This is a genomic window from Paenibacillus sp. Pae15 (assembly GCF_024519685.1).
GTDB classification, from domain to species: Bacteria; Bacillota; Bacilli; order Paenibacillales; family NBRC-103111; genus Paenibacillus_G; species Paenibacillus_G naphthalenovorans.
This window is the reverse complement of record NZ_JALJRM010000001.1, coordinates 110,204-124,453: the sequence shown is the minus strand read 5'-3', so window position 1 is coordinate 124,453 and position 14,250 is coordinate 110,204. Positions and strand designations below refer to the sequence as shown.

Sequence of the window (14,250 nt, the reverse complement as noted above, 5' to 3'; positions counted from 1 at the left end):
ATAAAGGGGAAGAGGGGAATCATGCGGAGGGAAGAAAACCTTGCAACGCAGAAACAGACTTTGTCCAAAATTTTGGCACAAACGATGAAAACAGGGATTATTAAATCAAACTTGATTCCGATGTTTGCTGGATTAACATTGGCATTATATACATATCAAATCCGTCTTTTAGAGAAATTCCCGGAAATGATATTTGCTTTGATTGGTTCGATTTTAGTCATGGGGGCAGCCGGAGCTTTTAATAACTTATACGACCGAGATATAGATTCTATTATGGAGAGAACGAAAAACAGGCCGACTGTAACAGGAGAAATAAAGCCCAAAGCAGTATTATGGCTGGGTATCTTCATGTCTGTCTTCGGAATAGTGACTCTTGCATTAACAACTCCCCTTGCAGCATTCCTAGGTTTTCTAGGTTTGTTTTTTTATGTTGTCCCATATACGATGTGGAGCAAGAGAAGAACCATTTATAATACGGAGGTTGGCAGTATTTCCGGGGCGATGCCGCCACTCATAGGATGGGCCGCAATTTATCCGGACATCACACATCCAGCCATTCTTGGTCTTTTTGTGATTACAGTGATTTGGCAAATGCCGCATTTCTATGCTATAGCTATTCGGAAGCACGATGAGTACAAGGCCGCGAAGGTTCCTATGCTTCCCGTAGTCAAAGGCATAAAAAGAACATATATACAAACGAATATTTATTTAATTGTTTTAATTGCAGCAAGTTTTCTTTTTGGGTCTTTAAGCCTCGGTCTTATGTTAGTAGCCCTTCTTTTAAGTGTTCTATGGCTTATTTTAAGTATTTTCGGTTATAAAAAGATGGATTCAGAGAGATGGGCAAAATCAATGTTTGTTTATTCCCTTCTTCATATGACGATCTTATTTTCAACGGTAATCATCTATTCTCTGATGGGAATTCTTTTGAATTTATAAAAATGAAAACAAGGATGAATGGATTAAGTTTTTGCAAGAGAATGAAGACGATTATCGGTTCTTTAGTAGAGACTTTATCCGATTATCCAATTTTAAATACATGTATTTACAAATTCAGACTGGAACATTATGATAAGACTATAATTGAGAAAACGATTACGCCAGAGGGGTGAATATGTCCCATATCACCATGAAAGAAATAGCCGGTTTAGCCGGCGTGTCCGCTGCAACCGTTTCAAGAGGCTTGTGCCATTATATTTTGCCTTGATATCTTGGGACTCGCACACGTCTCTATGTGAACAAGAAATGTGAACAAGAAATAAAACTTAGTTTTATAATATAAAACAAAGAAAGCGATTACCCAACATCTGTTGTGGAAGCCTAGGAGGAATTTTATACATGAGCAGAAGCAGACCAAAAGTATTTGTCCCCAACCAAATCCCGGAACAAGCGCTCCGCTACCTTCAAGAACATTGCGAGGTAGACTACCGGGATGCAGAAGAGAAGCTTTCTGACGCAGAACTCATCGCGGGGCTTCAAGATGCGGAAGGGCTTATGATTTATTCCCGCCAGAAGATTGAAGCCTCCATACTCGAGCATGCGCCTCGCTTAAAGGTGATAAGCAATATTGCCGTCGGGTACGACAATTTGGATCTGGCAGAACTGACCAAACGGGGCATTATGGGGACCAATACCCCCGGGGTGTTGACCGAAACGACGGCCGATCTTGCCTTCAGCATCCTTATGGCCGCGGCCAGACGGATTGCAGAAGCGGATCATTTTGTAAAAAGCGGGCAGTGGGAAGGCTGGAAGCCCAGTTTATTGCTAGGGAAAAACGTCTACGGCTCCACGCTCGGCATCATCGGGATGGGTAGGATCGGAGAAGCGGTAGCCCGCCGGGCTAAGGGCTTCGATATGAATATTTTATATTACAACCGTTCCAGGAAGCCTGACGCCGAGGCCGGATTAGGGGTCATTTATACTTCTATGGATGAGCTTCTGCAAAAATCCGATTATGTGGTTGTATTGGTTCCGCTGGGCCCGAGTTCAACCCGCTTGATCGGCGAGCGTGAGTTTCACCTCATGAAGCGCGATGCTATATTTATTAATGTATCAAGAGGAGCAACCGTAGATGAGCAGGCCTTGATCCGCGCACTGCAGGAAGGCCGGATTGCAGGCGCCGCGCTGGATGTTTTTGAAAAAGAACCGGTAGATAAAAACAATCCATTGCTCCAAATGCGAAATGTCGTGACCGTGCCTCACATTGGAAGCGCTACATTGGAAACCCGTTCCAAAATGGCCGAGAAGGCCGCCAGGAACCTTGTAGCCGGTTTGTCAGGACAAATACCGGTTGACTTGATTAATCCGGAGGTTATTCCATCGGCATCAAGTCAGAAGAAGTGGGGATGACAGCCGGGACCATCGTATAGGCGATTACTTCGTGACTCTGCAGGAGGGTATCCCTCTGGGACATGAAATGTTAAGAAAACGCATATTTTCGGGAAAGCTTATGTTAAAATTTGGGTATCCGATGGCGCGGAACCCCAGTCAGCTGAGTGAAGTTACAAAGGAGGACGAAATAGTGCAATCGCTGGATTTGAGCTTATACCCTAAAATTGAACTGCCCCGGTTTGTTAAAGTCAAACAACATTTTGACCGTCAGAAGCTGGACGATATTCCCGGAGAGATTCAAAAAAATATGGCCCCTTATCTGGAGAATCTTTCGGGCAAACGGATCGCTGTAGGTGTAGGAAGCAGGGGAATCCATAACATCGACCTGATTACCAAATGCGTAGTCGATCAGTTGAAGCAGGCGGGTGCGCACCCGTTTATTATCCCGGCCATGGGGAGTCATGGCGGAGCGACGCCGGAGGGACAAGCCGAAATCCTGGAGGCTTATGGCATTTCCGAGGAGACCATGGGCGTGGAGATCGATGCGTCGATGGATGTGGAATCGATTGGCGAGATTGAGCCGGGACTTGAGGTCTATGTCGCCAAAAGCGCGCTGGAAGCCGACGGCATCGTTATCATTCCGAGAATTAAAGCACATACGGCGTTCCGTGGCGAAGTCGAGAGCGGGATTTGCAAAATGCTTGTCATCGGGCTTGGAAAACAAGCGGGCACCGATCTTGTACACCGTCAGGGATTTGGGCGTTTTGCAGAGCTGATTCCATCCATCGGCCGCATGATTGCCGAAAAAACCAGATTTCTTTTTTCCGTATCCATCGTCGAGAATGCGTATGAAGAAACCTATAAAATTGAAGTCATACCCAAGCAGGATGCGATTGCGTTGGAAAGAGAAAAAGCCCTGCTGGAAGAAAGCAAGAATAAAATGGGAAAGATCCTGTTTCCCAAATTTGATGTATTGGTTATTGAGCAGATCGGCAAAAACATCAGCGGCGACGGACAGGACCCGAACGTCACGGGACTTTATATCACCAAGTTTGCCAGCGGTGGTCCCGAGTTTCAGAATTGCGTCATTTTTGATTTAACGGAAGAGACGCATGGCAACGCGAATGGTGTGGGAACGGCAGACGTCATTACCCGCAAGCTGTTTGATAAGATTGACTTCATTTCGATGTATACGAATGCGTTCACCAGTACGGAATCCGCCCCGGTCAAAATTCCGATGGTGGCGTCCACGCCGGAGGACGCTCTGCGCATCGCGGTCAAGATGTGTAATGGCATTGAACCATACCGGCATAAGATTGTATGGATCAAAAACACCCTGGAGCTGGGCGAGATAATCATTAGCGAGCCTTTATTGGAAGAAGCCAGGGCCAACCCGAACATTGAGATTAGTTCGGAGCCGGTGGAGCTTACTTTTGCCAATGGGGAGCCGCTGTTTCATTGCTGAATTCGGCTGGCCCACTGCAACTGGAGGTGTAAAGGAATAATGAAGCTTCGTTGTACAATTCTTGATGATTACCAGCAAGCCGCACTAACGATGGCCGACTGGTCAACCATTTCGGAGTCGGTAGAAGTCCGGTCGATCGTTCGGCATGTGGATCGGGAGGAGGAGCTCGTCAGTCTGCTCGGCGATGAAGACATCGTCGTGATCATGCGCGAACGCACTCCCTTTCCGGCATCGCTGTTTGCACGTTTGCCCAAGCTAAAGCTGCTCATCACCTCCGGCATGCGGAATGCATCCATAGACCTTGCGGCTGCGGCTTCGCACGGTGTGGTCGTTTGCGGGACGGGGAGCAAATCCGAGCCTCCCGTAGAGCTGACTTGGGCATTGATCCTTGGGCTTGCACGTCATATTGTGCAAGAAAACAGCGCCCTTCGGACAAACGGTCCATGGCAGAGCACCATCGGAACGGATCTTCATGGCAAGCAGCTTGGCGTGCTTGGTCTCGGCAAGATCGGAAGCAAGGTGGCTCGCATCGGCAAAGCGTTCGGGATGGAGGTGGCTGCCTGGAGCCAACATTTGACCCGAGAGCAGGCCGATGCTGCAGGAGTACGGTTAGCAGCCTCCAAAGAAGAACTGCTGGAAAGCAGCGACATTGTCTCTATCCATCTTGTGCTCAGCGATCGGACGAGAGGCCTGCTCGGCAGAGAAGAGCTTCGGCGGATGCGTCCTTCCGCATATTTGATCAATACCTCACGGGCGGCGATTGTGGATCAGCAGGCGCTCATCGAGGCCTTGCAGAACCGGTGGATCGCCGGCGCGGGTATCGATGTATTTGACATCGAGCCTTTGCCGGAAGACAGCCTGTTTCGAAAGCTGCCCAATGTTCTGGCGACACCCCATCTCGGATACGTGTCTCAGGGAAATTATCATACCTACTTTCAGGAAGCCGTGGAAGATATCCAGGCCTTTTTATCCGGCTCGCCTATCCGTAAACTCAACTGAACCAAACATCCGCAGAATATTGCGGATGTTTTTCTCTAATCTGCCTGTCCTGATCAAGCTCGGAGGAGGAAAGAAGATGAAAATCAACATCAATGCATTATTCGATCTCACTGGCAAGACCGCAGTGGTGACCGGGGCCAGTCAAGGCATAGGCAGCGAGATAGCTAAACTGCGCTCGATTTATATTTGAAATGCGCATTTTTTGCAGTCAGGCCGCCGAATGGGCATCTGATCGAATTAATGTAAATGCGATCGCACCCACCTTCATTAAAACCCCATTGACCGAACCGATGTTCGAAGATCCGGCATTCAAGGAAGAGGTCTGAATCGTATTCCGCTGGGGCGTCTGGCTAAACCCGAGGATCTGAACTGCCGTCTGCAGCAGGCTATCCTTTTTCAAGTTATCCATTTGTAATGTCTGCCAGAAACGCCCCGGACGCGGCCGCCAAATCTTTCCCGTCCAAAAAGATTTGAAGTCCCCGCTTACCTGCACTAATACTGACAGGATTCACGCCGGTTACGGTTTTATCCAGATATAAAGGGTATTTTTTCTTCATTCCGAGCGGCGAGACGCCGCCGCGGATATACCCTGTAAGCCTTTGAATTTCTTTCACCGGAACCATCTCCACCTTTTTGTTCCCGCTTGCCTTGGCTAATGTTTTTAAGTCCAATTCTTTATCCCCTGGAATGCAGGCCGCGATAATCCCTGTTTTATCCCCGCGGAGTATTAGCGTTTTGTACATTTGACGGGGCATGACACCGACTTTTTCTGCAACAATGAACGCATCGAGTTGATTTTCATCCCATTCGTATTCATGTAAAGTATAAGAAATGTGAAGGGAATCCAAGATTCGGCAAGCATTGGTTTTCGTTGACATTTTCTCCGTCGGACCTCCGGAACTGTATTTCACTTATCATATCATGGGATGGTTGGCCGGTATAGATGCAGGATTACGCAAATGGTTTGATCATTGAAGTGTTTTCATTTATGATTACGTCATAGGATGTAACGCTCAGATTACGCCATGAAAAAAACGCTGAATGAACTGCTGTGCCTATGTTGGCAATAAATACACCCGCCTCGTCATGAACTCATCGATGTTCAGTCACAAAAAACCTCCTGATTTCAATTCATTTCCTTTAGGCCGATACCCATCAAACCAAAACGATTGAGAAGTTCCGAAATGTTAATCGACGGATGAAGCTTTGACAAACCGAGGGATAGCCGGATCCATCCGGGAGAAGCCCGAGCGCAGCGTATTTGTCTTATCAAGCCGCTATATGCCCGGGGTTGGTTGGATGGTTCCGATTTCCGTTAAATTACCGTTAAGGGGGATGTTCCATTACAAAGCCGCCGCTATAAATCGATATCCAACATAAAGGGGGTCTTTATGAACAACATGAACAAGCGTGAACGACTGAAACAGAAAATTGAATCCCATCTTCGGCACACGGCAAGACAGCTGGTGAAGTTCGATACCTTGGAGGAAACGCTGAATTACTTGATGGATTCGTTTTGGATGGAGTTTACATGCGACTTTGTAGCGATTCTCTTGAAATCAGACAACCTTCTTGTGCCGAAAGCCTGGAAAGGGGAGACACGGCAGGTGGAGACGGCGCTTTATTTTCAAGTCCCTTCGGAATCGAAGCTGTTGCAGGAAGCCTTATGGGGGCCCAACGGCAGTATCGGGGAGGGGGAAGAAGAATTTCACATGGCGCTGGAGGCGGAAAATCTCTCCACCTGGTTTACGGTACCGCTGAAAGAGCGGGAAAAAACGTTTGGACTCTGTATCATCGGTTTTCGCAATTTTGTTCCGCTGATTCTGGAAGCTGAAACGTATTTCGTGGAATTCGGCAGGGACGTGGCGGTTGCGATCGGTTTGGCTAAAGAGAAAGAACGGCAAAAACGGAAAATCAAAGGGATGGAATGGCTGAGGGAAAATATTTTCCCCGGTTCATCGATTGAGCAAATGGTTGAAAAAATTGTGGACCGCGCCGTAAAGGGGACGATGGCTCAATCCGCCTGCGTTTATTTATATGACGATCAACATTTCCGTTTTACTTATCAGCCTCCAAGCTTTGGTTTGGAAACCTTCCGGGAACATCTCATAATGGACGAAAACAGCACGATCATGACCCTTTTCCCTTATCTCGAACTGGCAGGCGGCACCGAACTGACCGTGCCCCTGGTCGTGAATTTGAAAACGATCGGCGTGCTGCACGTCAGCGGCAAAGAGAATGGATATTTTACGGAAGAAGATTTGGATCTGCTGGAGTTTTTGTCTTTACACGTATCGACCTTGATTGAGAACGCCCGGCTTTATCAAAATGAGATCGAAAGCCGATCCAGGCTGCAGCGCATTATGTACCATCAGCAAGAGCTGATGAAAAAAGCGATTGAAGAGGAATCGTTAGGCCAGATGACCAAAACCGTGAACTCCCTGTTCGGCTGCTCCATCCTGCTGCTGGATCGCTTTATCCGCCCGATTTCCCACTGTTTCCTTCACGGGGAAGAAGACATGCTGAATCCCATCCTGCAAGCAGTGAAAGAACATGAAATGAAGATTGCTACACTGCGTTCGAAAGAGCTCTGGCTTGCTCTGCCGGGAAATGAGGAGCCGACTTTGGGAATTTGGCCGGTTACAGGCGTCGGACAATCGCTTGGCTATTTCGTTGTGATTTCCCGGCCGGAATTGTGGGATTCCGTGAATCGGTTGACCATTAACAACGCGATAAGCCTGTTTGCCAATGAATTCATTAAACAAAAGCTGGTCCTGGACGCTAAGGAACAGGTGAAAGAGAGCTTCATCAACCAATTGTTTTCACATCAGGTCGAGGACCTGAATCAGATCGTTCAATATGCAAGTCTCACCCATTGGAATATTATGGATCCCCACAGAGTCGCCGTGCTGTCCATGACTTTGCCGGAGAAGCAGGGGGATCATCTGCACCTGATTGACCGCGAAGAGACCAAATCAAAGCTTTGGGACCAAATCAAATTCAAAATCAGTTCGGAATATACGAATATGATGACGTCTCGCAAAGGGGATGAATTTATCCTCATCAGTCCTCTTACGAACGAAACAAAGGGAACCGAGCCTTATTGGAAGAGGGTATTCGGCAGCCTGAAAAAGATCACCCATTCGGTCAATCCGTCCATTCAAATCTATATCGGCGTCGGAGGCAAAACCAACCGAATTGAAGATTATAACGATTCATACAAACAGGCGGTGCAAACGAATAACTTGGTTCGACATCGCTTTGTCAAGACAGGGGTTGCCCTGTTCGAGGAGCTTGAGTCCTATACCATGCTTCACCAGATCAACGATATGTCATCCATTCGGTTGTTTGTAAAGAAAAAATTGTCACCCTTGCTGCATTTTGACGGAAACGGGGCAGACCTCTTTCATACCCTGCGCGTCTATTTGGAACGTAACGGAAATATCAAAGAAACGTCGGACGCTCTGTTTATCCACCGAAGTACACTGCTCTACAGACTTGATAAAATCCGGGATTTGCTGCAGATCGATTTAAACGATTCGGATCAGCGTTTCAATCTCATGCTGGCCTATAAGCTATTCGACCTTCATCGATTCACTCTTCCGCAAATTCGATGAAAATGACGCCCGGTTTTCCTACAAAATGAAGATACACAATGAGCCTCCATACCCTTATGATTTCAGTAAGCGGTTACATTAGATTTCAAGCAGACGCAGGAGGCTGATAGGATGAACATTCAACGGATCGGTGTAGTGGGATCGGGGACGATGGGAGGCGCCATTGCCCATTTGGCCGCGCTTTCCGGTTTCCAAGTCATTTTATGCGACGTGGCGGACGCGTTTTTGAACAAAGCGAGGCAACGCATGGAGACGCTGATGGATAAATCCGTCGAGAAAGGGAAGATGACAGCAGACCAAAAAGCGGAGGTGCTGTCCCGTATCGTATCTACGACGCGATTGGAAGATTTGAAACCGGTACAAGTCGTTATCGAGGCGATTATTGAAAACCTGGAGGCAAAGAAGGAATTGTTTCACCAACTCGACGAGCTGCTGCCGCCAGACGTGCTTATCGCTTCCAACACCTCTTCGATGTCCGTCACGGTCCTGGCCGAAGCGACCAAACGCCAGCACCTTGTGGCGGGGATGCACTTTTTCAATCCCCCTCAGGTGATGAAGCTGGTAGAGGTGGTACGCGGCTTCAAGACGGGCGACGATACCGTTCGGCAATTGAAGGAATTAGCGATTCGATTCGGAAAGGACCCGATCGAGGTCAAGAAAGACAGCCCGGGCTTTATCGTCAACCGGGTCATGATTCCTCAGTTTATCGAGGCCATTCGTCTAGTGGAAGAAGGGGTGGCGTCGCCCGAAGACGTGGATAAAGCGATTGTGCTCGGCTTGAACTATCCCATGGGGCCATTTACGCTCCAGGACTTCGCAGGCGTCGATATCGGCCTGAACGTCATGGATTATTTTTATGAGGAATTTAAGGATGACCGTTTTGCAGCGCCTTTATCCTTACGCCGATTGGTGCGCGCCGGACGGTTAGGAAAGAAGACGGGGGCGGGATGGTATGATTACAACAAATAAGCAGGGACGTGAACCGGACATGACCTATGAAACGATAGAACTGGCTGTAAAAGAAAACATCGCGATCGTTTACTTGAATCGCCCTCCGTACAACCCTCTAAACGGACAATTATTCCGTGAGCTGTCGCATCTGTTCGATCGTCTGGAGCAGGATGCGGACATCAAAGCCGTTATTATTACCGGTACAGGAGACAGGGCATTCGCTGCCGGCGCGGACATTAAGGATATGATGGACCTGAACGCCAACGAAGTGCTGCAATTTTGCCAGGTGTCCCGGCTCACATTCTTCAAGATCGAATCTCTGTCCAAACCGGTCATTGCGGCGATCAACGGTCTGGCGCTCGGCGGCGGCTGCGAATTGGCACTCACCTGTGATATAAGACTGGTTTCAGAGCATTCCAAATTCGGATTGCCGGAGATTAATCTTGGCATAATTCCCGGCGGGGGCGGAACACAAAGGCTCCAAAGGCTGATTGGTCAGGCAAAAGCCAAGGAACTGCTCTATTTCGGCGAGATGATCGATGCGGCTAAAGCGTTGGAGATCGGACTGGCGAATCGGGTGGTTCCACTTGCGGAATTGCTCCCGGAAGCCGTGGCGCTTGCGAAAAAGCTTGCGGAAAAGCCTGTGGTGGCGATGCGGATGATGAAAACGGCGGTGAACGCGGGATATCATGCGGACCTCCAGACAGCACTGGATTTGGAAATGGCATGCTTCGGGAACGCATACGCCAGTGAGGACCGCAGGGAAGGCATGCAATCCTTTGTAGAGAAACGCAAAGCTCAATTCTCAGGACGTTAGGAGGAGAAGTGATGGCAAAACGCGAGGTTTATCTCATCGAAGGCGCGCGAACCGCCTTCGGTGAATTCGGGGGTTCCTTCAAGGACGTCACGGCTATTGATCTGGCCGCGGCATGCGCCCGTAAAGCGATGGAAAAATCTAATGTATCGCCGGAGGAAATCGATCAGGTCGTGATCGGCAATGTCATTCAATCCAGCCCGGATGCCGTTTATACGGGAAGACATGTCGGCTTAAAGTCGGGTGTCCCCAAGCATGTTCCGGGGCTTACGGTGAACCGCCTCTGCGGTTCCGGCCTGCAGGCGATCATCAGTGCGGCCCAATCGATTCTGTTGGGAGAGGCCGATTTGGCGCTTGCTGGCGGCGCGGAAAATATGAGCCAGGTGCCGCATGTGATTCGGGGCGCCAGATGGGGTATTCCGCTTGGCAAAGCTCCCATGGAGGATTATTTGTGGGAGACGCTTTACGATCCTTATGGAGATTGCACGATGGCGACCACTGCAGAAAACCTGGCCGTTAAATACGGGATTACCAGAGAGCAAGCGGACGCTTACTCCGTCCGGAGTCAGCAGCGAGCGCTGAAGGCTATAGAAACAGGCATTTTTTCGGAAGAAATCGTTCCTTATACGGTAAAAGGGAGAAAAGGCGATATCCTTGTTGACCGGGATGAGCATCCTCGATCGACAACGATGGAAGCCCTCTCCAGGCTTCCCTCCCGATTTACGATAGACGGCGTCGTCACGGCCGGCAACGCAAGCGGCATGAATGATGGCGCGGCCGTAACGGTCATCGCTTCGGAGGAGTCGGTGATCCGGCGCGGCTTAAAACCTCTCGCGCGATTGGTGGCGTGGGGCATTGTAGGCGTGGAGCCGGCCATGATGGGCATCGGACCCGCCGACGCCATTCGCCAGGCATTGCAAAGAGCGGGAATGACCCTTCAGCAGTTGGATTTGATTGAAATTAACGAAGCGTTCGCAGCTCAATATCTCGCCTGCCGGCAGGAGCTCGATTTTGATCCCGAGAAAGGCAACGTGAATGGCGGCGCCGTTGCGTTAGGCCATCCGCTCGGAGCCAGCGGTGCCCGAATCACGCTGTCCTTACTGTACGAACTGCGCCGCAGAAACCAAAGATTCGGTGTTTCCTCCTTATGCATCGGCGGCGGCCAAGGGATCGCAGCGATCTGGGAGCGAGTCTGAAACGGATGCAGGGATGGGATCATAAAAAGTCTCAAGGGGTGAATCATCAATGTATCAAGACTGCTATGGACTTACCGTTACAGAGTTATTTGAAAGGGCTTACAAGTTAAATCCTTCCAAAGAAGTGATTTATGATCGCAGCCGAAGGCTGACCTATCAAGAGCTTCGTGAAGAATCGATACAGCTGGCTGCTTCGCTGCAGGATCTTCAAGTGGAGAAGGGGGACCGGGTGGCGGTTTGTTTGCCGAACTGGCACGAGTTTGTCGTGATCTACCTGGCTCTTTCACATCTTGGTGCGATCCTGATTCCATTCAATACACGGTATCGGCAGGAAGAAGTGGAATATATCTTGTCCAATAGCGGCGCGAAGCTGGTTTTCTGTACCGATGAGTTCGGCGGCGTCCCTCATTATGAGCAATTCTCCACCTTGTTGAAGTCATCGAAGACGCTTCAGCAGATGATATCGGTCAGGTTCGAACGGCCTGGAATGCTTTCTTATCATCAGCTGCTGGAACGAGGAAAGCATCTGCCTCTTACTTTTGCAGCGATCGACCGGCGGGAGGATGTCTTCGGGATTCTATATACCTCCGGAACCACCGGCAGGCCGAAGGGTGTCATGCTTACTCATGCGAACGTTGTGCATACGGCCGCCATCACCGCGGAATCGATGCGCTGTACACCGGATGACGTTATGCTGGTGGCGGTTCCCGTCTTTCATGTGTTCGGTATTACGCCAAGCATTCTTACCAATTTCGCCTGCGGCGGAAAGATGGTGCTTGTGGACGTATTCAAGCCGAAAGATGTGCTGGAATTGATACAAAACGAGGGAATTACCATACACCACGGCGTTCCGACGATGTTTATCCTCGAACTGAACCATCCGGCGTTTTCCGTTTATGACCTTTCCTCCCTGCGCACAGGCATTATTGCCGCAGCCCCATGCCCGGTAGAAGTCGTCAAACGTATTCGATCGGACATGGGATGCGATATCGTGGTGGCATACGGGCTGACGGAAACCTCGCCGACGCTGACCATCACGGATTTCAACGATGATGATCGGATCAGGTCCGAGACGGTCGGAAAAGTGCTGCCGGGAGCGGAGGTGAAAATCGTCAATGGACAAAGGGAACCGGTTGCCTTCGGAGAGGTCGGTGAATTAGCCTGCCGTGGATTCGGGGTGATGAAAGGGTATTATCAAATGCCTCAGGAAACCAAGGCGGTGATTGACGATGAGGGGTGGTTATACACGGGAGATTTGGCCACGATCGATAAGGACGGGTACATCCGCATTGTAGGACGAAGCAAGGAAATGATCATTCGAGGAGGATACAACATTTATCCAAGGGAGATCGAGGAGGTGCTATACAAGCACCCGGAGGTTCTGGAAGCGGCGGTCGTCGGACTTCCCGATTCGGTCCTGGGGGAGATCACCTGCTCCGCAGTCCGGTTGAAAAGCGGCGCGAAGGTAGAAGCCGAAGAATTGAAGCAATTTATTCGTGAGCGGCTGGCGGATTATAAAACGCCCGACAAAATCGTTTTTATGCATGATTTTCCCATGACGCCAAGCGGAAAAATCAAAAAAATGGATTTGCAACAGCAATTGAAAATCGAATTGGAGGGTCAGTTGAGATGAAGAAGATGAAAAGACGGCTGTGGACTTCACTCATGGCTTTGACTCTATGGATTGCAACGGTCGGCTGCTCCTCTGCATCTTCGATTCCGGAGAATACGGCTGCTCCAGCAACCCCATCGGAGGGATCGGCGCAAACCATCAAAATCGGTGTCATCGTTTCCGAGACGGGACCTGCTTCCTCTTTGGGCAAACCTGAAGCTGAAACGGCAAGACTGCTTAAGAAACAGATCGAAGGGCAGTTGTTCAACGGTAAAAAAGTGGAATTGATCATCAGCGATAATGAAACGAACGATACCAACGCGGTCGTTATCGCAAAAAAAATGGTATCGCAGGATAAAGTCATCGCCATCGTCGGAGGGACGCAAACCAGCACGAGCGTAGCCATCAGCGAAGTGGCGAAGGAAAACAAATTGCCGCTGATTGCCTTGGCGCCTTTATCCAAGGAGGTGCTTGGCGAGTATGTATTCCAGGTCACGCAAAGCAACGCTACCGTGCTGCAAACGATCATTGATTATCTAAAATCCAACAACATCACTAGCGTTGCTTGGACGAATGCACGCGATGCCTTCGGCCAAAGCGGTCTGCCGATTTTCAAGGAGCTGGCGAAGGCGAATCACATCGAGATTGTCGCGGTGGAGGATTTCGACGGGGCAGCCACCGATATGACCGTACAGCTGACCAAAATTAAACCGAAAAAACCCGGCGCCGTCATCGTATGGTCTCGTCCACCGGGGGCGGGCATCATCGCCAAAAATTTCAACCAGCTCGGGTTTGACGTGCCGATGATTCAAAGCCACGCGGTAAGCAATGAAGGCTTCCTGAAGCAGATCGGAGCCGAGGGGGAAGGGGTGTTGGCGATCGGAAGCAAAATGAATATTCTGGATGCCCTTCCGGATTCGGAACAAAAACAACTGTTAATGAAGTTTAATGATGAATTCCAAAAAGAATACGGTACCTCCCCGGGGCCGTTCGGAGGGTATATGTACGATGGAATCCATCTGGTGCTCAAGGCCATCTCCAATGGCCATGAAAGTCCGCAGGCCATTCGCGATTACATTGAGAGCGGTCTTGGAAAGCACCTAGGTGTCACGGGAACGTTCGAATTCAGCGCGGATGTTCATGACGCGGCGGCAGGCGACGGGCTGGCGCTGCTGCGGGTAGCGAAGCAGGGCTGGGAACCGGCCAGATAATGTTGCGGTTTACCCGGAGGGATAAAGGCACATAGGATATCGTTTCCGGTCAGT

Annotated in this window: 13 protein-coding genes; 11 read left to right on the top strand and 2 right to left on the bottom strand. The window is 49.7% G+C overall.

Annotated features, from left to right (window positions below; all coding sequences use genetic code 11):
• The first annotated feature begins 21 nt into the window (after positions 1–21).
• The 5 genes from cyoE (at position 22) to NR121_RS00555 (ending at position 4,795) form a co-directional block, all read left to right on the top strand.
• Positions 22–939, top strand: coding sequence for a heme o synthase (cyoE, locus tag NR121_RS00570; protein ID WP_062408164.1), 918 nt, complete (start codon positions 22–24; stop codon positions 937–939).
• A 175-nt stretch (positions 940–1,114) separates the two neighbouring features.
• Complete coding sequence (locus NR121_RS25275; RefSeq protein ID WP_074728284.1) at positions 1,115–1,207, top strand: LacI family DNA-binding transcriptional regulator; 93 nt, start codon at positions 1,115–1,117, stop codon at positions 1,205–1,207.
• Positions 1,208–1,338: 131 nt separating this feature from the next.
• On the top strand, positions 1,339–2,349 hold the full coding sequence (locus tag NR121_RS00565) for a 2-hydroxyacid dehydrogenase (protein WP_062408166.1): 1,011 nt from the start codon (positions 1,339–1,341) through the stop codon (positions 2,347–2,349).
• Between the two features lie 172 nt (positions 2,350–2,521).
• Positions 2,522–3,796, top strand: coding sequence for a nickel pincer cofactor-dependent isomerase, group 22 (locus NR121_RS00560; protein WP_062410896.1), 1,275 nt, complete (start codon positions 2,522–2,524; stop codon positions 3,794–3,796).
• A 39-nt stretch (positions 3,797–3,835) separates the two neighbouring features.
• Positions 3,836–4,795 (top strand): D-2-hydroxyacid dehydrogenase family protein, encoded by a 960-nt coding sequence (locus NR121_RS00555; RefSeq protein ID WP_054817201.1) that lies wholly within the window; start codon positions 3,836–3,838, stop codon positions 4,793–4,795.
• Positions 4,796–5,003: 208 nt separating this feature from the next.
• Here the strand turns inward: NR121_RS00555 and NR121_RS00550 are convergent, their stop codons facing one another.
• Positions 5,004–5,204, bottom strand: a complete 201-nt coding sequence (locus NR121_RS00550; RefSeq protein WP_054817202.1) for a hypothetical protein — start codon at positions 5,202–5,204, stop codon at positions 5,004–5,006.
• On the bottom strand, positions 5,197–5,673 hold the full coding sequence (gene ybaK, locus NR121_RS00545) for a Cys-tRNA(Pro) deacylase (RefSeq protein ID WP_062408169.1): 477 nt from the start codon (positions 5,671–5,673) through the stop codon (positions 5,197–5,199). The genes NR121_RS00550 and ybaK overlap by 8 nt, the downstream gene beginning before the upstream one ends.
• A gap of 513 nt (positions 5,674–6,186) precedes the next feature.
• Here ybaK and NR121_RS00540 point away from each other — a divergent pair.
• The 6 genes from NR121_RS00540 to NR121_RS00515 all read left to right on the top strand — a co-directional run bounded on the left by NR121_RS00540 (position 6,187) and on the right by NR121_RS00515 (position 14,196).
• A complete protein-coding gene (locus tag NR121_RS00540; RefSeq protein WP_062408171.1) occupies positions 6,187–8,412 on the top strand; it encodes a helix-turn-helix domain-containing protein in 2,226 nt (741 codons plus the stop codon).
• Between the two features lie 111 nt (positions 8,413–8,523).
• The gene (locus NR121_RS00535) at positions 8,524–9,381 is read left to right on the top strand and encodes a 3-hydroxyacyl-CoA dehydrogenase family protein (RefSeq protein ID WP_054817205.1); all 858 of its coding nucleotides are present in this window, start codon (positions 8,524–8,526) and stop codon (positions 9,379–9,381) included.
• Positions 9,382–9,400: 19 nt separating this feature from the next.
• Entirely contained in the window at positions 9,401–10,180 is a 780-nt protein-coding gene (locus NR121_RS00530; protein WP_256830287.1) for an enoyl-CoA hydratase/isomerase family protein, read from the top strand.
• A gap of 11 nt (positions 10,181–10,191) precedes the next feature.
• Positions 10,192–11,373 (top strand): acetyl-CoA C-acetyltransferase, encoded by a 1,182-nt coding sequence (locus NR121_RS00525; RefSeq protein ID WP_062408173.1) that lies wholly within the window; start codon positions 10,192–10,194, stop codon positions 11,371–11,373.
• A 49-nt stretch (positions 11,374–11,422) separates the two neighbouring features.
• Complete coding sequence (locus tag NR121_RS00520) at positions 11,423–13,006, top strand: long-chain-fatty-acid--CoA ligase (RefSeq protein WP_062408175.1); 1,584 nt, start codon at positions 11,423–11,425, stop codon at positions 13,004–13,006.
• On the top strand, positions 13,003–14,196 hold the full coding sequence (locus NR121_RS00515; protein WP_062408178.1) for an ABC transporter substrate-binding protein: 1,194 nt from the start codon (positions 13,003–13,005) through the stop codon (positions 14,194–14,196). Before NR121_RS00520 ends, NR121_RS00515 begins: the two co-directional genes overlap by 4 nt.
• The last annotated feature ends 54 nt before the right edge of the window (positions 14,197–14,250 follow it).